At 41.4% G+C, this 25,426-nt stretch carries 13 protein-coding genes and 1 pseudogene; 6 read left to right on the top strand and 8 right to left on the bottom strand.

Annotated features, from left to right (window positions below; all coding sequences use genetic code 11):
* Nucleotides 1-93: 93 nt before the first annotated feature.
* Together VCM39_RS18615 and VCM39_RS18610 are read left to right on the top strand one after the other, a co-directional pair.
* The gene (locus VCM39_RS18615) at nt 94-1,254 is read left to right on the top strand and encodes an acyltransferase (RefSeq protein WP_289292439.1); all 1,161 of its coding nucleotides are present in this window, start codon (nt 94-96) and stop codon (nt 1,252-1,254) included.
* A gap of 13 nt (nt 1,255-1,267) precedes the next feature.
* A complete protein-coding gene (locus VCM39_RS18610; protein ID WP_322933944.1) occupies nt 1,268-3,421 on the top strand; it encodes an alpha-N-acetylglucosaminidase in 2,154 nt (717 codons plus the stop codon).
* A 161-nt stretch (nt 3,422-3,582) separates the two neighbouring features.
* Here the strand turns inward: VCM39_RS18610 and VCM39_RS18605 are convergent.
* From VCM39_RS18605 to frr, 7 genes and pseudogenes are all read right to left on the bottom strand, one after another.
* Nucleotides 3,583-5,037 (bottom strand): annotated as a pseudogene (locus VCM39_RS18605) (family 43 glycosylhydrolase); the annotation flags it as partial.
* 336 nt (nt 5,038-5,373) lie between these two features.
* Entirely contained in the window at nt 5,374-6,468 is a 1,095-nt protein-coding gene (gene pelA / locus VCM39_RS18600; RefSeq protein ID WP_322933942.1) for a pectate lyase, read from the bottom strand.
* A gap of 187 nt (nt 6,469-6,655) precedes the next feature.
* Nucleotides 6,656-8,005 carry a TolC family protein gene (locus tag VCM39_RS18595; protein ID WP_289292445.1) on the bottom strand — a complete coding sequence of 450 codons (1,350 nt, stop codon included), beginning with the start codon at nt 8,003-8,005 and terminating at the stop codon, nt 6,656-6,658.
* Between the two features lie 9 nt (nt 8,006-8,014).
* Nucleotides 8,015-11,092: an efflux RND transporter permease subunit gene (locus VCM39_RS18590; protein WP_322933941.1), complete on the bottom strand. Its 3,078-nt coding sequence runs from the start codon at nt 11,090-11,092 to the stop codon at nt 8,015-8,017.
* Nucleotides 11,093-11,104: 12 nt separating this feature from the next.
* Nucleotides 11,105-12,184, bottom strand: coding sequence for an efflux RND transporter periplasmic adaptor subunit (locus VCM39_RS18585; RefSeq protein ID WP_221650903.1), 1,080 nt, complete (start codon nt 12,182-12,184; stop codon nt 11,105-11,107).
* Nucleotides 12,185-12,312: 128 nt separating this feature from the next.
* Complete coding sequence (rsgA, locus tag VCM39_RS18580; protein ID WP_323674041.1) at nt 12,313-13,245, bottom strand: ribosome small subunit-dependent GTPase A; 933 nt, start codon at nt 13,243-13,245, stop codon at nt 12,313-12,315.
* A 103-nt stretch (nt 13,246-13,348) separates the two neighbouring features.
* Nucleotides 13,349-13,909, bottom strand: coding sequence for a ribosome recycling factor (gene frr, locus VCM39_RS18575; protein ID WP_002559226.1), 561 nt, complete (start codon nt 13,907-13,909; stop codon nt 13,349-13,351).
* A gap of 733 nt (nt 13,910-14,642) precedes the next feature.
* Here frr and VCM39_RS18570 point away from each other — a divergent pair.
* The 4 genes from VCM39_RS18570 to VCM39_RS18555 are packed head-to-tail and all read left to right on the top strand — an operon-like array spanning nt 14,643 to nt 24,515.
* Nucleotides 14,643-18,164, top strand: coding sequence for a SusC/RagA family TonB-linked outer membrane protein (locus tag VCM39_RS18570; RefSeq protein ID WP_322933939.1), 3,522 nt, complete (start codon nt 14,643-14,645; stop codon nt 18,162-18,164).
* Nucleotides 18,165-18,175: 11 nt separating this feature from the next.
* Nucleotides 18,176-19,828: a SusD/RagB family nutrient-binding outer membrane lipoprotein gene (locus VCM39_RS18565; protein WP_221650905.1), complete on the top strand. Its 1,653-nt coding sequence runs from the start codon at nt 18,176-18,178 to the stop codon at nt 19,826-19,828.
* Nucleotides 19,829-19,839: 11 nt separating this feature from the next.
* Nucleotides 19,840-20,820, top strand: coding sequence for a hypothetical protein (locus tag VCM39_RS18560; protein WP_322933938.1), 981 nt, complete (start codon nt 19,840-19,842; stop codon nt 20,818-20,820).
* Between the two features lie 26 nt (nt 20,821-20,846).
* Entirely contained in the window at nt 20,847-24,515 is a 3,669-nt protein-coding gene (locus VCM39_RS18555; RefSeq protein ID WP_289292455.1) for an endo-beta-N-acetylglucosaminidase, read from the top strand.
* Nucleotides 24,516-24,621: 106 nt separating this feature from the next.
* Here VCM39_RS18555 and pyrH read toward each other — a convergent pair whose 3' ends face one another.
* A complete protein-coding gene (gene pyrH, locus VCM39_RS18550) occupies nt 24,622-25,332 on the bottom strand; it encodes a UMP kinase (protein WP_002559227.1) in 711 nt (236 codons plus the stop codon).
* Between the last annotated feature and the right edge of the window lie 94 nt (nt 25,333-25,426).

Genomic DNA, 25,426 nt, shown 5'->3' with positions numbered 1-25,426 from the left:
TGTATCATCTGTAACATTTGAGTAACTTTTTGGGCATCTGTATTTTAGATTAGTACAGGTGCCCTTTTTATAATTTAACACCTTATACATATCATGAAACAAGCACCGACTGAACTACTGCAACAAAAGAATCACATTGTCTGGCTGGATGTCGTAAGACTGATAGCCATGTTTACCGTGGTCTGCTGCCATTGCACGGACCCTTTCAATTTTTATCCGGGCGACGCTCCCAATATTGATGAAATCAAATTCTGGGGAGCTGTTTATGGTGCGGCGTTACGACCGTGTGTTCCTTTATTTGTTATGATTACCGGCGCTTTGCTGTTACCGGTACGTGGCGATGCCTCTGTATTTTATAAGAAGCGTATTCCGCGTGTGCTGTTCCCTTTCCTTATCTGGTCGGTTATTTACAATATTTTTCCGTGGGTGACCGGGCTGTTAGGACTTAGCCCTCAGGTTGTACTTGATTTCTTCCCTTATGCCGGAGAAGATGTAATGCGTCAGTCGCTCTCTGTGGCTGTTCAATATATATTGGAGATACCTTTCAATTTCTCTATTCTGGCTGTACACATGTGGTATATCTATCTGCTGATCGGACTTTATCTTTATATGCCCATTTTCTCAGCCTGGGTGGAGAAGGCATCCGAACGTGCCAAACTCTGGTTTCTGTTGGTATGGGGAATCACGCTATTCTTGCCTTACTACAATCAGTTTGTAGCTCAATATCTGTGGGGTACTTGTTCCTGGAATTCCTTTGGCATGCTCTATGCCTTTGCCGGATTCAATGGTTATCTGTTACTGGGACATTATCTGAGAAATCTTGATTGGTCTTTGAGTAAGACATTGGCTATCGGCATCCCGATGTTTATTGTTGGCTATGTTATTACATTCTTTGGTTTCCGCCATATCTCTGCATTGCCGGAATGTACGCCCGAAATGTACGAACTCTTCTTCACCTACTGTTCTATCAATGTGGTGATGATGACGATTCCTGTGTTTATGCTGGCAAAGAAAGCGGAGATTCGTTCGGAACGTGTACGGAAAGCTTTGGCCAATCTTACACTTTGTGGCTTTGGTATCTATATGGTTCATTACTTCCTGACCGGACCTTCCGTACTTCTTATGAGAGCCCTGAACGTTCCTATAAGTATCCAGATTCCACTCGCTGCCGTGGTGGCATTCTGTATCTCATGGCTCTTTGTAGCGATGATTTATCGGTATTTTAGTAAAGGTGCGAAATACATTGTCGGTTAATTTATAGAATACAATGAAACGGATTGGTGTAGTATTGCTGTTAGCTGTGATTACAACCATCGTCTCAGCTTCTCCCATCTCAGGCTTATTAGAGCGTATCGATAGAGGAGCTTCAAAGAAGTTTATTATTGAAGAGGTGAAGTCTGATACCGACTTCTTTGAACTTGACCAGAAAGGTAGCCGGGTGGTGATTCGGGGAAATAACTTTGTCAGCATAGCAACCGGGCTGAACTGGTATCTGAAGTATTATGCCGGTATTCATCTTTCATGGAACGGGATGACAGCTACACTGCCGGATGTTCTTCCTCCTGTAATGAAGAAAGAGCGCCATGAGACGAAATTACCGTGGCGTTATGATCTGAATTATTGTACATACTCCTATTCCATGGCATTCTGGGACTGGGAACGGTGGGAGAAAGAGATTGACTGGATGGCATTGCACGGTATCAATCTTCCTTTGGCGATCACCGGAACGGAAACAGTATGGTATAATGTGCTTCAGAAACTGGGATATAACAAGACGGAGATAAATGAGTTCATCTCAGGACCGGGCTTCTTTGCCTGGTGGCTGATGAATAATCTTGAAGGATGGGGTGGCCCGAATCCGGATCATTGGTATACACAGCAGGTGTCACTTCAGAAGAAAATTCTGAAACGAATGCATGAGTATGGGATAGAACCCGTCCTGCCGGGATATTGTGGAATGGTGCCTCACAATGCAAAAGCAAAGTTAGGTTTGAATGTTTCCGATCCCGGTGTGTGGTGTGGTTATCGTCGCCCTGCTTTTCTTCAACCTGACGATTCGCGTTTTGAAGAGATATCATCACTCTATTACAAAGAGCTGGAAAAACTATATGGCAAGGCAAACTACTATTCAATGGATCCTTTCCATGAGGGGGGGAATACGGACGGTGTTAATTTGGATGCTGTAGGTAAAGCTGTAATGAAAGCCATGAAGAAGGCGAATCCGAAAGCTGTCTGGGTGATTCAAGCGTGGCAGGCAAATCCTCGTCCTGATATGATTAAGAATTTGGATACCGGAGATTTATTAATACTTGATCTCACAAGTGAGTGCCGGCCGCAATGGGGTGACCCGGAATCAGAGTGGTATCGTAAAGATGGATATGGAAAGCATAATTGGGTATATTGTATGTTACTGAATTATGGTGCCAATGTCGGATTACATGGGAAGATGGACAACGTGATCGATAACTACTACTTAGCGAAAGAAAATCTCCGGGCCTGCGCTACTCTGAAAGGAGTAGGCATGACACCCGAAGGGATAGAAAACAATCCTGTGATGTACGAACTGTTGATGGAGTTGCCTTGGCGTCCGGAGCGTTTTACGAAAGAAGACTGGTTGAAAGGATATGTTAAAGCACGTTATGGTAAAGACGAACCGGCTCTGCAATTGGCCTGGGGCAAGCTGGCAAATTCTATCTATAATGCTCCGAAGGAGCTGACCCAGCAAGGAACACATGAGTCGGTGTTCTGTGCCCGTCCGGGATTGGATGTTTATCAGGTCTCCAGTTGGTCGGAAATGAAAGATTATTATGACCCGCAAGAGGTGATAGAGGCTGTCCGTCTGATGGTTTCTGTGGCCGACCGGTATAGAGGGAATACTAACTTTGAGTACGATTTGGTAGATGTTGTTCGTCAGGCTATTGCTGAGAAAGGAAGGCTGATGCAGAAAGCGGTTACGGCTGCTTATCGTGCAGGTGATAAAGAACTTTTTGCAATGGCTTCTCAGAAATTCCTGAATCTGATACTGTTGCAGGATCAATTGTTGGGTACTCGTGCAGAGTTTCGGTTGGGAGGATGGATTAACAGCGCTCGTGCTTTGGGTGTTACTCCTGAAGAGAAAGCGTTGTACGAATGGAATGCCCGTGTACAGGTTACCACTTGGGGAAACCGGAATGCTGCCGAAAGGGGAGGTCTTCGGGATTATGCACATAAGGAGTGGAACGGTCTGCTGAAAGATTTCTATTATGTGCGTTGGAAGCTATACTTTGATAATCTTTCCCGTAAGATGGAAGGGGAAACGATTCCGGAAACAGATTTCTACGCAGTGGAAGAAGCTTGGGTAAAAAGAACGAATCCGTATCAAGCTGAACCGGAAGGAGGCTGTGTGGATACTGCGAAACAAGTTCTTGGGGATTGCTTTTAGTTCCTTTTCTACATGGATAAATAGTCGGTATTTTTAATCAGCGAAGCACTCATTGCAGGAGATGTTTCGCTGAAATATACTTTTAAGGGATGACTACATAATATCAATGTACTACCTTCATCCGTTGTAAAGTAACTCACTTCTTGCTCTTACAAAAAATTGTCACGATAGCGGAAACGGCTGAAGCCGGCTCTGCCTTCTCCGGTAGAGAGAAGTGCCACGCGTAGGGAGCAGAATCCCCCTTGATTGTTATGGTTCAGAGCAGATACATCCAAATTGTCTATTAGCGAAATCCATTTTTTCCCGTTCTTGCTAACAGCGATGGTTACACGATTGCCTTGATTTCGTATTCTGGCGATAAAGTGCTTGCCCAATGTATTGGGAAGTTCCAGTTTCTTTTCCGCATTGAGATAGAGAGTGAACTTTATTCCGTCGGAAGCGACTCCGGCATAAGCCTTTTCGTTGTAGAATAAAATTAGTCCGGCTGTATTCGCTTTGCCTACTTTGATTTCCACTTGCGCTTCATACTGTTTATTTCCTACGTTCACCAACAAGGTACGTCCATTGGCAGGCGTCTCTCCATTGGCATTCAGCCACAGTGTACCCCGTTCAATCGAAACTGCCTGCGGGGCATACTCTTTCCAGAAAGTCCATTGTAGACCTAATTCTGGGTTTTTAAAGTTGTCCGAAAGTTCCATGCCGTGCTTTATCTGCTGCCGTGTCACTATCGGTGTAACGGTCTGTTTGGTACGAAACCATCCGTCTGCTGTCCATTCGATAGGTTCCATCAGGGTAGACCGCCCTAATGTGTGATAGTCTTTGGCATAAGCATGATAGAATATCCACCAATTGCCATTAACGTCATCCACCAGCGTACCGTGTCCCTTAGACCACCAATCGTCTGCCGCGCTATATGTATGCACGATGGGGTTGTATGGGGAGTTTTCCCAGGGACCGGTAATGTTCTTTGACCGGGCAGAAACAACCATGTGGCTCGTTGCAGGACCGGCAGTTCCTCCTTGTGCCGAAGTAAGGTAGTAGTAACCATTGTGATAGTTCAACTTCGGAGCTTCCAGACACATACACTCCGTTTCCCATGAGTCAGGATATTTCCAACCGTCATACACTTTCCTTTTCTCACCAATGGTGGCCAACCCATCGTCTGTGAGGCGGATGACTGCTCCATTGTCCACATACAGATACCGATTGCCGTTTTCATCGGCTATATGTCCCGGGTCGATTCCACTAACTTTCAAGTCGACGGGGGTACTCCAAGGACCTTTGATATCTTTTGCCCAGATCACCCAGTTTGTACCTGCCGAAGGATAGTATACATAGTAGGTATCTTTGTATTTAAGCAGATCGGTGGCCCATGCCGAACCCTCAAAGTCGGGTAGGGCACGGACTATCGGTTCCCAGTTCAGCAAGTCTTTCGAGTGCCAGATGAGTAGTCCCGGTTTATAAGTAAAGGGAGAATGTGTCATATAATAATCGTCACCATCGCGCATGATAGATGGATCGGGATAATCGCCCGGCAGAATCAGCTTTGGATACTCTTGTGCACTAAGATGGGAGTTCGACAAGAAGATTAATAAGAGGGAAAAGAGACCTGGCAATGTGTTTCTCCAAACAAGTTTTGATGAGGGGAGTTGTGTCATACGGTTTGTTTGATTTAAAGGATTTGTATTTTGAATTATTAAACGATAGGCAAAAGTAATTCATTTGCTTGCTGCTTAATGATACAATCCTGTCTATTTTGTGCTCATTTGTCTCATACAAAGAAATAAATAACCCTCCATCGTAAATAGAAGGATTGGAGATATTGTTCATTTCATACCTTGGTGGAGGAAAATAGCTCTGTTATTTAATAACCGTTCCCATTGCTTACAACTTACAAGGTGTTATTGCAAACAATGGGAACGGTTATCTTGAGGCTTAACTGAAAGGCAGTATTATTTCTGCAATTTCTCCTTCCACTCCTCGTATTTCTTTAATACTTTCAATCCACCGTTATTGTACCAACTGTATCCGTTGCGGCGTTCGTGCCCAATCTCCGAGATATCATATTTTTTGATCCCGTCACGGTCACAAAAGAAAGGACGGTTGGTATCTAACTCATAGAAACGTGCCCATAAAGGGGCACAGTCTGTACAAGGAACCATCCGGTAGTCTTTTTTACCCTCTTCATTAGTAAAGTATTCTTTTTTCAATCCTTTTATTTCCGACTCTTTGAACCATTCTACTGCTGCTTCAACACATGTGACCACCTCCGGTGAAGGTTTAGAGAGCGACATAAGGAACAATACGATGTCATCAGATTCTTGTCCACTCAGTGATGGGAGTTCATAGGCACGTGCTTTGGCAGGAGCAAGTGTTTCGCGGTCGTGCTGTGCACACCATACGGTTAATTTTCCATTTTGTTTTACCTGGGTTTTCAAAATGCAATCCACTCCTTTGTCTAAAGCTACCTGGGCTTTTTGAATAATAGAATCGGGTAGGAAGGTATAAGGAGCTTTCTTTTTAGTAATGTCTCTCAGGAGTTTCATTACATTGATCATTGCATCATCATTGTACGTGATGTGAATGTAATATCCTTTGGAACGGGGGTAAAACTGTGGCCATCCTCCGTTTTCGTATTGTGCTTCAAAAAGGTACTGCAATCCGTGGAGTACAGCGTCTTTATATTTCTCGTCCTGAGTAGCTAAATAGGTACGGGCCAGGTAATTAATCTCTGTAATGGTAGCTTTATTGTCAATGGTACTCAAATTTACATTTTCTTTCATTTTGAGTGCCTCTGCGCGTTCTTTTTTGTTTAATTCGGCAGCCATGTAAATGTTTTTGGGCCATCCTCCGGTAGTTTGTTGATAGAGCAATACATTGTCGGCAATGCGGGTGGCTTCCGGCGTTTTGAAGAAAGCGTCATCAAACTGCGGTGCAATTTTTACCCAGTCTTTATAAGGATGCTTTTCTTTGTAATTATTGTCCGTTTGGGCAGAAAGGCTTGTCAGGCAGAAACATGACAAAGCCATCAATACTAATTTCTTCATGGTTTGTTATTGTTTAAAACTTATTGTATGGAGGCAAAGGTAGCGGAAAGTGGAAGAAAGGGACGGTAAAAATTGTTTTATATAGGGGGAAAATTGATAATTAGTGATGAGTGAGTAGTGATAAGTGATTAGTACCATGCGGTATAATTGCGCAGCCAGCTAATCACTTATCACTACTCACTTATCACTAATTCAGATATTTCAATACTTTACCACTAATCTGTAACAGCGAGATTTCGCAAAGTTTGGTATCATATTCGGCAGAGAGGATACGTTCTTCGGCATCAAGTAAGCTTTTCTGGGCTTCGCGCATCTCGATACCTGCAAGGTCTCCAAGCATATAACGTTCCATGGCAATTTCGTGATTCTCTTTGGCTGCAACAAGATTCTGACGTTCCAGATTCAGCATTTTGAGATTATTGCGATAGGCCTGCCATAGGTTACTGATGTCAGCCCGTAGGGCCTGCTCCACTTCCTGACGTTGCAAACGGGCATTCTTAATGGCAATACTTGCATTTCTTTTTTCCCGGCGGCGATTGCCATCGAATATATTGAAACCTACAGTCAACCCACCATTGAATCCCAGATTACCACGTTGACTATTGGCAGCTATATCATACTTATTGAGCGTATATCCATAGCCGGTATTTAGTTTCAGATACGGATAGTTGCGGGAGTTTATCTTCTTATAGTCCAGTTGGGCTATCGTAGTATTCTGATCAGCTTTTAGCAAAGAGGCATTGGTAGCCAGAGTCGCATCCCATAATTCTTCAAAGTTTAAGTTGGCGTTGACTCTGATAATAGAATCTACGATAGAGAGCGGCTGGTCTACATTGGCATTTGCCATTAGTTCATTCAGATTGATACGTGAGGTATGCAATAGCTCCTGCTGTTTCATATACTTGGCACTATCTGCGTTGAAGTCTACTTTGGCTTGCTGATAGTCCAGTCGGGAGAAGTTTCCGATGTGATAACGTTCTTCTACAATGCGTAACCGTTCCTTGGAAAGTTTCACGGCATAATGCAGATTGGCCAGACGAATCTTTTGCTGAACGTAGTTATAGTATTCGGCGGCAAGGCTCGCTATGAAATCTTCAATGGCAATACGTGTATTGGTCTCACCTTGGCGTTCCAGCTCTTTCAATATCTTATAGTTTGCCTGGATGTTGAATCCGTCAAAGATAGTCCAGTTGAGATTGAGTCCCACGTTGATTGTCTGGTCAAATACACCGTTTTCTTTGATCGTTTCTCCGCTTTCGCGTACTTTGGTCTGCGTGTTGTCCACCGTACCTTTATATCCGGCTGAGAAGTCGAGAGTAGGCAGATAACCGGCATTCCCCGGGGTAGCATTATTCTTACTCACCTGTTCTTCGTTATGAATGATACGTAGTGAATAGTTGTTTTGTAATCCCTTTTCCAGACAGGACTTCAAAGTATAGACCTCTTGTGCTGATACCTCACCTCCGAAACCTCTTCCAAGGAAGGGAGAGCAGGTACAGAGAGCGAGTAGGGAGATTAAAAGTTTCTTCTTATCCATCTTTCTTACTTAATTATGGGGCGTCGTTGGAGCTGTTTCGTCTTCCTCGCTTTTGGAAAGGACAGGCGTGAGTCTCCGGTTCGTTGAAATATAACTGTATATGGCCGGTACGATGTACATCGTCATCAGCGTAGAGATAAGCATTCCGCCTACTACTGCCGTACCCATGGCAATACGCTGGTTACAACCTTCACTGGTAGCAAAAGCAAGTGGAATAAGTCCCAATATGGTAGATGCACTTGTCATCAGGATAGGGCGCAGACGTTGCAGAGAAGCGTCTTTGATGGCACTCATCTTGTCTTCGCCGCTTTCTTGTTTCTGATTGGCAAACTCCACAATAAGGATACCATTCTTTGCTACCAGTCCGATAAGCATAATAATACCAATCTGGCTGAAAATGTTCATTGTTATTCCACCGAAGTACATGAAGATCAGGGCACCGGCAATGGCGAGCGGTACTGTCAGCATCACGATCAATGGGTCTTTGAAACTTTCAAACTGGGCGGCCAGGATCAGATAAATCAGGAAGATAGCCAGAACGAAGGCGAACATCAGGCTTGATGAACTTTCGCGATATTCTTTTGAATCTCCGGTCAGTGCCGTACGGAACGAATCGTCCAGCGTCTCTTTGGCTATTTTATCCATTTCGTCCAGTCCTTGTCCGATAGTCTTACCATCTGCCAGTCCGGCAGAAACCGTAGCCGATACGAAACGGTTATAGCGGTAGAGTTTCGGAGGAGCGATACCGTTTGTCAATTCTATCAGATTGTCAAGCTGTACCATGTCTCCGTTGTCGCTGCGTACATAGATGGCTTTCAGGTCCGCAGGTTTATTACGTTGCTGACGATTGATCTCACCTAAAATCTCGTATTGCTTCCCATTCATATAGAAGTAGCCCATACGCTGTCCGCTCAATCCATATTGCAGGGTTTGGGCAATGTTGCGGGTACTGACTCCCATAATGCTGGCTTTATCACGATTGATATTGATACGTGCTTCGGGTTTACTGAATTTCAGGTCGACATCGGCCATCTGGAATACCGGGTTTTCGTATACTTTTGCCATAAACTTCGGCAGTACTTCCTGAAGTTTTTCCAGATTGGTAGCTTGCAATACATATTGTACAGGCATACCTCCGCGTCGTCCTCCGAAAGAAGAAGACTGCTGCACAAACGAGCGTGCCATGGTCTTTTTCTGTACTGCTTTAGACAGGTTTTCGGCTACGTCCATCTGTGAGTAGTTACGGTCCTTCATATCTTTCAGTGTGATACGTACGTTACCGCTACCACTTGAAACACGGGCAGTTACGGATTCTGCATCGGGAATAATGGAATCGACAAGGTCGTTGATGTCCTCTGTATAATCTCGTATATATTCATAGGTTACACCTTCTGCTCCACGTGTATTGATACTGATTTGAGAACGGTCTTCCAGCGGTGCCATTTCTGCAGGAATATAGTCCCATAAGAATACAATGATTCCGATAGTAACGGCGATAACGGGTAATGCCAACCAGCGTTTCCGCAGAAATGCTGCCAGCGAACGGCTATATAGGCGATTCATTCCTTCAAAGAATGGTTCTGTTTTTCTGTAAAACCAGTTCTGCTTTTCACGCTTTATCAGCAGTTTGGTAGCAAGCATCGGTGTGAAAGTCAATGCTGCAAAAGAAGATATAATAACCGATCCTGAAATAACCAGACTGAACTCCCGGAAGAGCCGTCCTGTCATACCATCCATGAACACAATAGGGAAGAATACGGCTACCAGCGTAATCGTAGTGGAGATAACGGCAAAGAAAATTTCTTTGGCTCCTTCGATTCCTGCCTCTTTCGGTGCCATACCCTGTTCAATCCGGACATAAATGTTTTCGGTCATAACAATTGCATCATCCACCACAAGCCCCACCGACAGAACTACCGCAAGCATCGAAAGCACGTTGATAGAGAATCCCGCCAGGTACATGACGAAGAATGCGCCAATCAGTGAAACGGGGATCACAATACACGGTACGAGTGTCACGCGCCAGTCGCGCAGGAAAAGGAAAATGATGATGATAACCAGTACAAATGCTTCGTACACTGTTTGTTTTACTTCATTGATGGAAGCACGGATAAATTTGGTATTATCGAATCCATAGTTGTAGTGCACATCCTCCGGAAGATCTTTTTGCATTCTTTCCATACGGTCGTACACTGCATCGGCAATCTTGATATGGTTAGCACCCGGTTGGGGGATGACAACTACACCAACCATGGGGACTCCGTTCATTTTCATGTAACTTTTGATGTCTGCCGGACCCAATTCGGCGCGACCAATATCACTGAAACGAACAATCTGATTATTGTCCTCTTTAATAATGAGGTCGTTGAACTCTTCTGCCGTATGCATCAAACCCAGCGTACGAATCGTCAGTTCTATGGTGTTTCCTTCGATACTACCCGAAGGCAATTCCACATTCTCTTTGTCCACTGCATTCTTTATATCGATAGGCGTGATACCATAACCGGACATTTTGATAGGGTCCAGCCACAAACGCATGGAGTAACGTTTTTCACCCCAGATAGATACGCTACTTACATCGGCAATTGTCTGAAGCTGTTCCTTTACGGTAAGGTCGGCTATTTCACTCAGTTCCAGTAGCGAACGTCTTTCGCTCTGGAGGGCTACCATAAGGATAGGCATGGCATCGGCATCGGCTTTTGATACCGTAGGAGGATCACAATCGCGGGGCAAATAGCGCTGGGCACGTGATACTTTGTCACGCACATCATTGGCCGCTGTTTCCAGATCGACGGAAAGCTCAAACTCTACCGTAATACGACATTGTCCCTGCTGGCTGACACTCGACAGAGAGCGAATACCGGGAATACCGTTGATATTCTGTTCCAGTGGTTCTGTGATCTGATTTTCAATAACATCAGCGTTTGCACCGGGGTAGGAGCAGGATACCGATATAATGGGATTATCCACCGACGGATATTCGCGTACACCAAGATAGCTGTATCCGATGAACCCGAAGAGGAGGATAATGATTGTCAGTACCGTCGATAATACCGGCCGGCGTATGCTTAATTCGGATATATTCATAAGGCGGCTGGTTTAATCAATGTTATCAAGAGTGACAGGTAGTGCTGTACGAAGTTGCAGTGTTCCCGAAGTTATAATAGTATCGCCTACTTGCAGACCTCTTAGTACCTGTACTTCAGCTTCGGTACGTATGCCGGTGGAGATCTCTACCGGTTGTGCTTTTCCGTTTCTGTAAAGGTATATTTTGTCCTTTCCCATTTCGGGGACAATCGCTTCCGAAGGTACTGCAATTGCGTTGGGAATCTCTTCTTTCTTCAAATGAACACTTACATAACGACCGGGAAGTACACTACCACTACTGTTGGGGTAGAGTGCACGTATGGTTAGTGAGTGCATCTCACTGATTTTTGACTCGGTGGCATATACTTTGGCATCGAACCCGTCAAGTTGCCCTTCGAGGTGGAAGGTCAGGTTTGCTCCTTTTTTTACTTGCCCGGCATATCGCTCTGGTACTGCAAACTCTACTTTCAACGGAGATATCTTGGTTAGTTTGGCTACAATGGTACTGGGAGAGGCATAGGCTCCTACGCTGACTTGTCGCAGACCGATAACGCCGTCAAACGGGGCACGAAGTTCTGTCAGTGCTATGTTTGCTTTGACAATATCTATATCGGCATTCAGTGTGGCAAGTTCTGTTTTTACCTGTTCGTAAGCTTCTTTGCTGACAGCATCTCTTTCCAACAGGGCATTCTGGCGGAATACACGGTCTTCTGCCAGCTTCAGTTGGGAGACAAGGCGCTGTAGTTGTGCTTGCAGTTGCCGGTCGTTTACTTTAGCCAATAGTTGGCCTTTTTTTACGGCACTGCCTTCTTCAAAGTTGATTTCTACAATCTTTCCCGATGTTTCAAATGAAAGGTCAACCTCTTCATCGGGTAGCAGGCTACCGCTGATGCGTATTTCATCTGTAAGCAATTGCGGCTTTATAATCCGTGCATTTACATTCAGAATCTTTTTACCTCCCTTTTGATTTTGGGTTACTTTGTCGGCTGCTGCCAGTTCGGCGTTTTGTTTAGGCATTTGCGAGTAGATGCCACCTCCTATCAATCCGGCGCCTACGATGATGATAATACCCCATTTAATCCTCTTGTCCATGTATGTTTTATATTATAGGTACGCGGTGTGGTGTTGTGTACCTGTTAAGTATAGTATATAACGTCTTAATTTAGACAGGCGATTGGGAAGATAGTTTAATACGCAGTGAGTGAAAAAGAGTTAATAAATCAATAGGCGGCACGGTATTTTCCCTCTTCTTTATCTTCGAGCATATTCAGATAAGAGGTGTAACGTGATTCGCTGATGTAATGTTGCTCTACGGCTTGCCGGACTGCGCAGCCGGGTTCGTGCCTGTGAGTACAGTTGTTGTATTTGCAGTCAGCAGAAAATTTGAATATTTCCGGGAAATAATGTCCTATTTCTTCTTCTTCCATGTCGAAGGTTCCGAATCCTTTGATACCCGGAGTGTCGATGATATAGCCTCCGTCTTCTACAGCAAACATTTCGGAGAAAGTAGTAGTATGCATTCCCTTATTGTGATATGCAGATATTTCAGCGGTTTTTACTTCCTGTTCCGGGAGTATGGCATTGATCAGAGTTGATTTCCCCACTCCCGAATGCCCGGAAAATAGAGTAATCCGTCCTTTCAGCTCTTCTTTGATGATATCAATTCCTTCTCCCTTTTTAGCTGAGATTTTGAAACAGGGGTAACCGATATTTGTATAGAGGTTGATGAGGCTGTCCAGATAATGCAGTTCATCTTCATTGTAAGCGTCTACTTTATTGAATATCAGCTTTACCGGTACACGATAGGCTTCTGCCGAGGCAAGAAAACGGTCGATGAAGATTGTGGATGTTTCGGGGTAATTCACCGTCACCACTAACATACACTGGTCGAGATTGGCAGCAAGGATGTGAGATTGTTTAGAAAGATTGGAGGAACGGCGAACGATGTAGTTCTTTCTGTCTTCTATTTCGCTGATAAAAGCAGTACCCTCCTGATTTAGTATGATTTGAACACGATCGCCCACAGCAACAGGATTGGTGCTACGTATTCCTTTCAGACGGAAATTTCCCTTTATCTTGCATTCGATAAACTGCCCGTCATCAGTTTTTACCTGATACCAGCTCCCTGTATTCTTTATTACCAGTCCTCTCATCATTCTTTAGTAGTCAAGTAGTGAGTAGTCAAGTAGTTAAGTAGGATACAAACAGAAACATCTGCTACTTACTACTTAACTACTTGATTACTTAACTACTAATTTACACTGTCATAATTTCTTTGTCCTTTTCAGCCAGCATATCATCAATCTGCTTGATATACTTATCATGGATTTTCTGCAGTTTGGCTTCTGCATTCTTCTGTTCATCCTCTGCAAGACCTTCTTTCAGGGCTTTCTTCAGTGTGTCAATACCGTCACGGCGGGCATTACGTACGCTTACTTTAGCTGTCTCACCTTCAGCTTTACACTGCTTTGCCAGTTGCTTACGACGTTCCTCTGTCAAAGGAGGGATACCGATACGGATGATCTCACCATTGTTCTCGGGCATAATGCCTAAATCAGAGTCAATAATTGCTTTTTCAATGATACGGAACATACCTTTATCCCACGGTTTGATAGTAATGCTACGTGCATCCGGAGTGGTTACGGCAGCTACATTACTAATAGGTACCATGCTTCCATAAGAATCTACACGGATTCCATCCAGCAATCTGGTACTTGCTTTACCGGCGCGGATGTGAGCCAGTGCCTCTTCCAGGTACATAATGGCCATATCCATTTTCTCTTGTGAATCGTTGATACAAGTCTTTACGTCTATCATATTCTTTTGCTTTATATAGTTTACTATTTACTGAATGAAGAACAAAAGTAGATTATTTTTTGCTTATCTGCAACAATAATGGAAAGAGAAAGCAGGCTGTTAGTTATAAATAATGAAAAAGGCAGAAAAATCAGCCTTGTTTGATCGGTAACTGGTTGGTGTTTATACCCAGGCTATTTCGTAGCTTTTTGTAGTACAACAATATATGGATGTACCAGGTTGTACCATAGCTTCTTGTTCATCTTTATATAAGACTTCTCTTTCAATAACATCCGCATGTTGTTATATAAAACATGGGGATGTTTTTATGTACAACATCCCCATGTTCTTTAGGAAAACATCCGGATGTTTTAAGTGCACGATACGGGATTTATGTCTATTAGGTAATATAGATATAGATTCCCCAAAGTATACGAAATGAGTGGATATAAGTTTGTTTGTTTCTTACCAAAGAATATATAATTAAGACATAGGTTGTCAATAAAGTATGTTGGATAATCGAAATAGTTAAGCTGAAGTGTCCTATCATCTCGTTGAAAATGATGGAATGTAATTAAATGATTTTTTTTTCTTTTTCTTTAGTAAGTTTATTAAATGGATTGTATTATATAAAACGTTTAAATTATTAATATGTAATTTGATAAAGAATTATAGATTACACACAAACTATTTTCTATACCGAAGTTTGATATTGAGATAATTCTAGGAATTGTTAACGTTAAAAGAATATGAAATGAAAAAAATTACAAAGGGCAAGAGCCGAATCTTGCTATTATTCCTTTTTCTTCTGGCTCCAACAGTGTTGAGCGCTTCTGCACAAGATGTATTATTGAATTTAGACTTTACAAATGCTTCATTGAGTAAGGTTTTAACTGAAATCGGGCATCAAGCCTCTCTTTCTGTTGTCTATAATACAAAAGATGTAAATCCTGATCAGATGGTCACAATCAGAGCTTCTCATGAAAAGCTATCAGTTGTGATGACACGTTTATTAAAGAATTCAGGTGCCTCTTATTCTATTCGTGACAAGTATTTAGTACTATTTACAAATAAAGGGGAAACTGTAAATACTGTAACGCAGAACAAACGTGTTATCAAAGGACATATCTCCGATACACACGGAGAACCACTAATTGGTGTAAGTGTCTTGATTAAAGGTACCGCTAACGGGACTATTACCGACATAAACGGAGATTATTCTATTGAAGTGGCTAATAACAATGCAGTATTAGAAATTTCCTATATCGGTTATCGGAAAATAAGTCTTCCTGTTGCCAATACTAAATCTTTCGATATCGTAATGGAAGAAGATACCCAAATGCTAAATGAGGTGGTAGTTACTGCTATGGGAATTGAACGTGCTGCTAAATCACTGACATATGCAACTCAAAAGGTAGACGGTAAAGAGTTGACACGCGCAAAAGATGCAAATTTTATAAATGCACTGCAAGGTAAAACAGCAGGATTGGTGATCACTCCTAATTCAACAGGAGCGGGTGGTTCATCTAAAATTCTATTACGTGGTAATGCTTCTATTTTAGGAACCAATTCTCCATTGATTGTATTAGATGGTATTCCTATGGCCGACCATAATCAAGGACAGATTGAGGGCAATATTGCTTATGGTGGCGGACATGACGGTGGTGATGGTTTATCTAATATCAACCCGGATGATATCCAGAGTATTAATGTTTTAAAAGGAGCAAATGCTGCAGCCTTGTATGGTAGCCGTGCCGCAAATGGTGTACTACTGATTACAACTAAAAAAGGCTATGAAGGAAAAGTATCTGTTGATGTATCCAGTAGTTCTTTGTTTGAGACTCCTTTGGTTACTCCGGAATTTCAGGATAATTATGGAGCAGGAGTTGAATATTTCACAAATGGTTATTTTGCGAACGGCAGTCAGATAATAAATCCAACTTATTCAAGACGATTAACTACCACCTCTTGGGGAGGGGCTATTGGTCGCCTTTCTGATCGAACTTTAGAAGATATTCCTTATGCACGCAACAGTGCGCAAAGCAATATTGGGAATTTCCTGAAGACGGGAACGAATTTTAATAATACAATTTCAATAACGGGAGGAAATGCAATTTCCCAAAGTTACTTTTCTTATGGAAATACACAAGCTAAAGGAATGATGCCTAATAATACTTTTTCCAGACACATCTTTTCTTTTAGAAATAATTTTAAATTATTTAAAGACAAATTGGAACTTAGCTTTTCTGCAAATTACGTAAAACAGGAATCCAAGAATAAACCTTCTTCGGGATACTTTGGTAATCCATTGTATAATTTGTATTTGATGCCACGTAATGCGGATATTCGCTATTTTAAAGATAATCAAGAAACCTATGGAGCATTATATGCATTAAACTCAGAAAATTGGTATACAAACTCAACAGGGACAAAAACTCCTCGTAAAACGGGAGAAGGTCCTATCCAGGTATGGCCTTGGCAAACGGAAGAAAACGGTAACTCTCCATATTGGACTGCTAATCGTATCATTAACACAGCATATCTGGATCGTTTTTATACTTCTATTTCTGCAAAAGTGAATATCATGGAGGGGTTGTCTGCACAGGCTCGTATGAATTATGATGTGAATAATGTCCGTAATGAAGGGGAGACATATCACGGTACGAGAGGTAAAAACTTCTATAATTCAGTTTATTATACAGATAGACAGACTGATACACAGATATTTATTGACGGGTTAATCTCATATGCGAAAAGTATAAAAGACTTTGATCTGTCTGTAAATGTTGGTGGAAGTATGCAGGAAATCAACAATCGGAAGTTGTCCTTATATTATACGATGGGAGATACAACAGCTATTCCGAATGTTTACGATCCTCAAAATATCAAGAACCCATCTCTATATAAGAACGAATTGAATAAATCTAAAAATTGGGAGCATTCTGTATATGCAACGGCTTCTGTTGGTTATAAACAGATGGCCTATGTTGATTTTAGTGTTCGTAATGACTGGTCGCAAGCATTTCAGCAGTTTGTACCTTATGGCACATCGCCTAGCTATGCTTATTATGCACTGGGTGGAAACGTCCTGTTAAATGACGTTTTTAAGTTTACGAGTGATAAGGTGAATTTATTAAAGGTTCGTCTATCATACAGTCAGGTCGGTAATTCTATTCCAAATGTTTTATTTGATGAGCTACCTTATGACTTTAATACAGGAGGATATGGGGCGAAAAAGTTTACACGATTTGAGGATCCAAGACCAGAAACCGTGACATCTACAGAGTTGGGATTCGAAGGACGTTTTTTCAATAATGCATGGGACTGGGATCTGACTCTCTATAATAGTATTATGCACAATCAATATTTAACAGTGTCATCGGCAACGGCAGGTTCAAGACCGATAAATAGCGGACGTGTTCGTAATCGTGGCTTTGAATTTACTACTAATTACTATTGGATGATAAACCAGGACTGGTCCTGGAAAACAGGTTTTAATATTTCATATAATGATAATGAAATCTTACAAACTTATGGTAATGATAAGGATATTACGATTGACTTAGGACAGGAATCCGGTCTTAAGATTATTTATCGGAAGGGTCGTCCATATGGTGATTTATATGCTAATACCATAAAACGTGATCAGAATGGTAAGATCATAACTGACCGATATGGCGCTCCTGTGATTACTAATGATTGTAGTACCTATATTGGGAATGCAAACTCTAAAGTAAATTTTGGATGGAACAATACTTTCAATTATAAGGACTTCTCACTTTATTTCTTGATTGATGGTAAGGTCGGTGGCAAGATCGTGTCTTTAACAGAGGCCAAACTTGATTACTACGGGGTCTCTAAGCGATCTGGTGATGCTCGCGACCGGGGAATTGTATATATGAAAGAATCTATTGTTGATGGTAATATTGTACAACAAGCCGTTCCTGGTATAATTATGGGTGATGGTCAAATAGCATCAGCACAAGATTATTATCAAACAATAGGTGGTGGACTGGCTGCATTATCCGAGTATACTTATGATGCAACTAACTTACGTCTGCGTGAACTTTCAATGGGATATACATTCCGTAGTCTGTTTGGTAATGGTAAAAATCTGTCTGTCTCTGTTGTAGGGCGTAATTTATTTTTCATTTATAAAAAATCACCAGTTGATCCGGATGTATCTGTTTCTACAAGTAACGGATTTGGTGGAATTGACTGTTTCAGTCTGCCTACAACACGGAGCTTCGGTATTAATTTAAAGGCTTCATTTTAATAAATAAAGATATGAAATATTTAAATAAGATAATATTATTTTCAGTAATATCCGGTTGGGTATTAACAGGATGTTATGATGGTGTAGTTGACAACTTGAAGTCTAATTCTACGATGGAGCATGCTACGGATTCGGTCTCAAGTATTTCCACCGCTGCCGGGTTACTTATTACTGCTCAAGAGCTTCTGATTGATAAACGTGAACACAAGTACCAATATCAATTTAACCTGCATATGGATAATTATTGTGGGTATATGTGCTTGCCGCATAATTTTCAGGGTCGTATCAAATCTACTTATGTAATAAATGACGATTTTGCTTCTGGCCCTAAAGCAAACATGACTTGGGTTGCTCAACAAGTAGTACCTGTAATGGCTTCTGCAAAAACGTTGAAAGCTGAACCTCTTGGTGCAATAGCCAATATTCTATATTCCTACGAAGCCCATTTGTATTCAGGAGTGCATGGTCCTTTTCCATACAATGATTATAAAGTATTAAAAGAAGAGCATCCTTTGACATACAATTCGGTTGAAGACATTTACGACTCCATTTTCTTGGACTTGCAACGCGATATTGACATTTTGTTTGAGTACAAAAAGAATCCTGATGCTGAATTGGATAGAACGATTTCATCCATGGATAAAATTGCGGGTGGTAAAGTAGATAACTGGATAAAGTTTGCAAACTCCTTGCGCTTACGGATGGCTATGAATATGGTAAAAGCAGCTCCGGATAAGGCTCAAAGAATAGCAGAAGAAGCTATTAAATCAGGCGTTTTGGAAGCTTCGGATAATGATATAGCGCTTGATGTATATAAACTGTATTTGGACAGACATCCTTTATTTAAGATATCCAGTAACTGGGTAGATAGTCGTTTGAACGCGAATTTGCATAATATATTAAAGCGTACAGGACATCCGATGTTAGAAGAGTTTTTTTCAAAAAACTCAGCTGATATCTATGATATATCCGGACGTAAAGTATTAGATACAAATTCTGATTATTTATCTATGAGAAACGGATCCTTAACCGAAGACCCGAATACATCTCCTACTTACTTGTCTTTTTCTAAACTCTCTACCAACTTCTCTCAGAAGCCATTGGAAATATTTAAAGTTTCCGAAGTGTACTTTTTGCGTGCTGAAGGTGCATTGAGGGGTTGGGCAATGGGAGGTACTCCTGAACACTTCTATAACGAAGGTGTCAGAACCAGTTTTAAAGAATTTGGATTTAGTGATAAATACGATCAATACATCGTTTCAGAGAGTGTAATATCAGCAGATTACAGAGATTATTACGATTTGCGGAACAATGCAGAAGGAGTTATGAATGTTTGCAATAAATGGAGTAACAACGACTCCAAAGAGGTCATGCTTGAAAAGATCATCACTCAAAAATGGATTGCTCTTTTCCCGATGTCGGCTGTTGCATGGGCCGATATGAGACGTACGGGGTATCCTCATATGATTGCACCGGTGAAAGGTTCGTTCGCTGACGGTGATGGAAGTATCGATCCTTTGGTTGGGATACTTCGTATTCCATATGCTGTGGGAGGAGATAGTGAAAATAAAGCGGACATTGAAACCTCTGCTATACCGGTATTAAATGGTCCTGATCAACAATCAACCCGTTTATGGTGGGATACAGATATTGCTAATTTTTAATTAATATAATTATGAAAAAATATATTGTTATAGTAAGTGTGATTGTAAGTATATTTTTGTTTTCGTGTAATGACAATACAGAAGTATCTTATTCAGCGGCTAATTTAGTTTCAGATTTTAAAATAGAGAAAAGTGAAGTGGTTATTGGCCAGGAAGTCGCATTTAAGGTTTATCTCCCCGGTATCCAGCCAGTTGATAAAATCCTGCTACGTAAAGATGGCGTAAATATGTATATGAATTGGAGCTATCCGGAAATATTGGATGTTGCCGAGGGTGAGTTAAATTATGATCCTGAACATGTATTTATAACAACATCCCGTACGGATGAATGGAGTGTAGGCGAATGGGATCTAATTGTACGTCGTGATAAAGAAGAAGAAAATGTAGGGAAAATCAACTGTGTATTATTAGCAGATAAGGAAATTGATGTAGATACCTATGCAGATCTTCTGAATATTAAGGCAAGCGGTTGGTCGGGACAATCTGTCGATTCGCTGGTTTTTGTATCACAAGACTTCCGGCAGGTGAAAGTGGCGACTGGTGCTGATGATGAAAAATTGCCTGCAGTCATTCAGAATTTACAGATACAACTACCTAAGGATTTCCTATCGGATGGAACCTGGAAACTTTTTATTGAACGCTGGGAGTTTGGTTTAAAGGAAGAACTTACAACTTTTGAATTTATTAAAAAAGGATTTCTGGATGATGCCCCTATTACAGCCGATGCTGATGGTAAATACAAAGTGTTTTTCAAGTTAGATCAAGTGAAGGAGAAGGAAGATAAAATTTCAATTATTTCTCCTATTACCACCAAAAAGGAAACACGTACATTAAGTAACGAGTTTTTTGATCCGGATACACACATTTATACACTGGTACTGGATGAGGCTAAAACTCCTGCAAATGAAGGTAAATGGAGATTTACGATGAGACGTTCGGGGATTTATGTATTTCAGGCTATTGAAAAAGAGCTGACAAAAGCTATTAAATAAATTATTAACCATTAAAAAATGATGCAATGAAAAAAAAGGTACTTTTTGCAAGTATTTTAGCTTCTTTATTTATAGAAGCTAATGCGCAGACTGCTCCAGCCTATACACTGGACTATGCGGTGGATATGGGTGCAAGTTGGAGTGAAATGCTTGATACATGGGAGCCAGGAAAACCTTTCAGTGATAAGTCGGGATATATTGATGAAAACTTTTTTGTTTCACGTGTACGTCCTAAGGCTCGTATAAAGAATGACAAGACTCAGGTTGTCCCCACAAGAGGTGACGAACGCAAGGTTTTATGGTGGTGTCCTGTTGGGGAGAACTCTAAAGTATGGGGGCCGTTGCCGCGTTACAATTTTAATGCTGATAATTTCAGTATGTGGCAATATCTGGATTATCATGGTAACTGGTCCAATGGTTGGATTCGTGTTCCGGGAGTATTCAATGACGTTGCTCATAAAAATGGGGTAATGACGGGTTGTTTAATATTCTTTGAGGGTTCTGTAAGTCCGGAATTACAAAAACTGGTTAAGAAGGAGGGGAGTGAATTTAAGTATGCCAAGAAATTCGTTCAGATATTGAAATTCTATGGACTCGATGGAGTAGGTGTTAATCCTGAAGGGGGGCTGGGACAACCTTTGGCTGATAATTTGAAAGGCTTTTTTGCAGCCTGTCATGATGCTGCTACAGAAATAGACTGGCATTTTAAAGTGATTTGGTATGAATCTCAGACAAATGACGGATATGTGTCCTGGACAGACCAATTAAGTGACAGAAACGATGAGTGGTTCTCAAAAGATGGGAAGGCTGTTACAGATGCTTACTTCTTGAACTACAACTGGAATCCGAATAAATTGGCTACCTCTTTGGCTACAGCTCAAAAACTGCAACGCAATACTTATGATGTATATGCGGGTATGGATATTCAAGGACGAGGTTTGCATAACAATGCAGGTGCAGATGGAAACTGGGTACTACTGAAAGATCAGCCATTCTCTATCGGGTTATGGGGTGCTCATGATGATAATGTAATCCATCAGGCCTCTACAGAAAACGGAACCTCAGATTTAGCTATCCAGAATTTATATCAGGAAAAACTTGAGATGTTCTTCTCCGGAGGCAAACGTAATCCTGCTATTTGTCCGAATATAAACAATGAACGCCGTGGCTTTGGCAAAGCCGACCTGGAAGGTTTCCATGGTATCGCAGCGTTTGTAAATGCTCAGAGTACGTTGAATACTCTTCCGTTTGTGACTCGTTTCAACTTAGGTAATGGTACTTTCTTTAAGAATGAAGGTGTGACAACATTCGGTAATAAATGGTATAATATCGGTATGCAAGACTTCTTACCGACATGGAGATGGTGGATCACTAATTCGTGGACTGAAGCTACTTCGGTTCCTGCAGATGCTATTAATCTGAATTTCACATTTGACGATGCATGGTATGGTGGTTCTGCATTGAAAATCCATGGTGCTACGGCAAATTCTAAAGTTCGTCTTTTCAAAACGGAATTGGATGTCACCGATGGTTGTGAAGTCAGTGTAACTTATAAAATGGTAAATGGCGGTACAAGTCCTAAATTAGCACTTTGTTTCTCTAAAACGGGTAGTGAAAATAATTTTGTTTCCTATTCATTACCGGACGTAGCGAAAGTTGGTGAGTGGTTTACTGCCAAAGTTAAGCTTAGCGAAGTAGGTGTGAATGCGGGTGATAAGATTGCATGTATTGCATTGGACATACAGAATACTACTCCTAGTTATGAATTATTGTTGGGTGAAATGTCTATTATTGATCCAGCTCTGACAATGACACCTGCTGATATTACCATTACTCATGCAGAAGTATTGGGCGGACATTTCAATTCAAGTGATGTGAAAGTTATTTGGCGTTGTGGTGATAAGGATATCAATGAAGCTGAAGGTACTCCAGTTTACAATGATGATGTAAATGCTTGGTATTACGAAGTTTATGTACGCGAGAATGAAAGTTCAGAACCTATTTTGTGTACTGCAACTACTTCATGGGCTGCTTATATTGTTGGTGCTCCGTCTGCTCTTGAAGACAAAACGGTACAAGTTGGTATCTGTGCAGTCAATCCGGCAGGAGAACGTAGTGCTATCGTTTGGTCCGAAAAGATGGAACGTGTAGTAGATCCTATTGAGACAATCACTATAGATAAAGAGATTATAAAACCAGGTCAGGAATTTACAGTTAAATTCTATGATGTAACTCATGCTCCTGCTACATTCAAATTGAAGAAAGCTACGGATGCAACCGATGCCGGTACATTTGCTGATGTTACAGAGTTTACTACTTCTTTGAATGAAGTTGGTTTCTATGATATGGAAGTTACGATTGGTGGTGTAGCAACTATGTATCGCGGTTTCGTTCAGGTTACCCCTGAGGAAACAGGGGGTATCAATGAATTGACCGGTTTGAACGTTGATAAGAAGGTTGCTGCCGTAAATGAAGATGTAACTTTCAGTTACGAAGGTGTAAAACGTGACGGTACCGTTTCAAGAGGTCTTCATTTGACAGATGTGCAATCATTTACTCTTCCGATAGAACTCTGTAATAAGACCCCGTTTACGATTGCTTTTTGGATGAAAATAGATGAAAACGTACAACCCGCTTCTGAAGGAACAGCTTTGTATAGCCAACGCAACTATGCAGATGGTTGGCCTAAAAATGCTTGGGGAGATGTATGGGTAGACATTGCTCCCGAAAATTATATATGGGTTCGTCTGCTTGGGAATGCAGGTAATAAAGGAACTATAGCAGAAGACTATAAAGTAATTCCTAATAAATGGGCACATATTGCATTCAGTGTCAATGGGAATACAACTAAAATGTATTTTAATGGTAAATTAGTAGATCAATACACAGGCCCACACTCTTATGAGGGAAAGGGTACTCCTCGTTTCGGAGGTAGTGCTGCAAGCCGTAGTGGATTTGTTGGTTCTTTAGATGAAATCCAGTTCTATAATCGTGCTGTTACAGACGATGAAGTAGTAGCTGCAATGAATGGTTTTGATCCTGATATTGATGAATTACCGGCTGGTTTAGTGGGCTATTTCAATTTTGAAACGGATCCTGACGAAGAAGGCTATTTTGAAAACTTTGGTTCCGAAGGTACTTATAAAGGTGCTGTAACTACTGTAAAAACGATCGAAAAAGTCGACAACGATGTTCCTGTTACCGCTCCTCAAATGTCTACAGGAGTTCCTTTCAGAACTGGTGTAATGGAGATAACCTCTGCTACTACATGGAATTTGAATGGTGCTACAATGAAAGAGCAAAATGACGAAGCCGGTACAGCTAAGGTTTCTTATGCTACAGATGGTACTTATGATGCACAGGTTACATTGGAAAATGTATATGGAAAAGTAACAACGGCTGTTTCTGATTGTGTGGTTATTGGTACTGGCGGGTCAGGTATAGAAGAGACCGGAACCGTACAACTTAGAATGTATCCGAATCCATTTAAAGACGTAATTAATCTGGTTTTTGCAGAAAGCGGAAATTATGTTGTATATGTTTATACGAGCGCAGGGCAACTTGTGAAAACATTAGGTGTTGATGCTGTTATGGGTGATATAAAACAACTTTCCGTAGGTGAACAAGGTATGTATTACGTACGAGTAACCAAAGGCGGTAAAGATGTGAAGTCATTCAAGGTAGTTAAAGAATAAACATCTTCAAGAAGAAGTTATATACATGTTTGTATAAGTAAAGAATAAGAGGATGTGTCCAATTTTCGGATACATCCTCTTTTCTATCTTGTTTATACATATATTGTCAATTGTGTACCACCGTGCCAATTTCTTCTCCGTTGATTACTTTTTTCAGATTTCCTGCTGTATCCATATCGAATACTACAATCGGGAGATTATTTTCCTTGCACATGCAAGTAGCCGTGAGGTCCATCACCTTCAAGCCACGTTTCAACACTTCATCATAAGTGATATCATCGAATTTTGTAGCAGTAGGATCTTTTTCCGGATCAGCGGTGTATATCCCGTCTACACGGGTACCTTTCAACATTACGTCGGCTTCTATTTCGATGCCGCGCAGAGAAGAACCGGTATCGGTTGTGAAGAACGGATTTCCTGTTCCGGCAGACATGATAACGATTTCACCGGCTTCCATATATTCAATCGCCTTCCACTTGCTATAGAATTCGCCGATAGGCTCCATGCGGATAGCTGTCAGTACGCGGGCCTTTTCACCGGCGGCAACGAGGGCTGAGCTAAGGGCAAGGCTATTCATAACTGTTGCCAGCATACCCATTTGATCGCCTTTTACACGGTCGAAACCTTTGCCGGCTCCTGTGAGCCCACGGAAGAAGTTTCCACCACCTATGACGATGCCTATTTGTACACCTTGTTCATGAATTTCTTTTATCTGTGCTGCATATTCGGCGAGTCTTTTCTCGTCGATTCCACTCTTTTTTTCTCCCATCAGGCTCTCACCACTGAGCTTCAACAGGATTCTTTTGTATTTTGCCATATTGTTCTTATAATTAGTTTGCGCAAATATACATGATTATTTTGCCATAATCATGCAGATTAGTATACTATTTGATTCGGATCTGAATAGACAT

The organism is Bacteroides mucinivorans, from assembly GCF_034654355.2.
Classification (GTDB): domain Bacteria; phylum Bacteroidota; class Bacteroidia; order Bacteroidales; family Bacteroidaceae; genus Bacteroides; species Bacteroides nordii.
The sequence above is the reverse complement of the archived record's forward strand: the minus strand, read 5'-3'. Positions and strand labels throughout refer to the sequence as shown.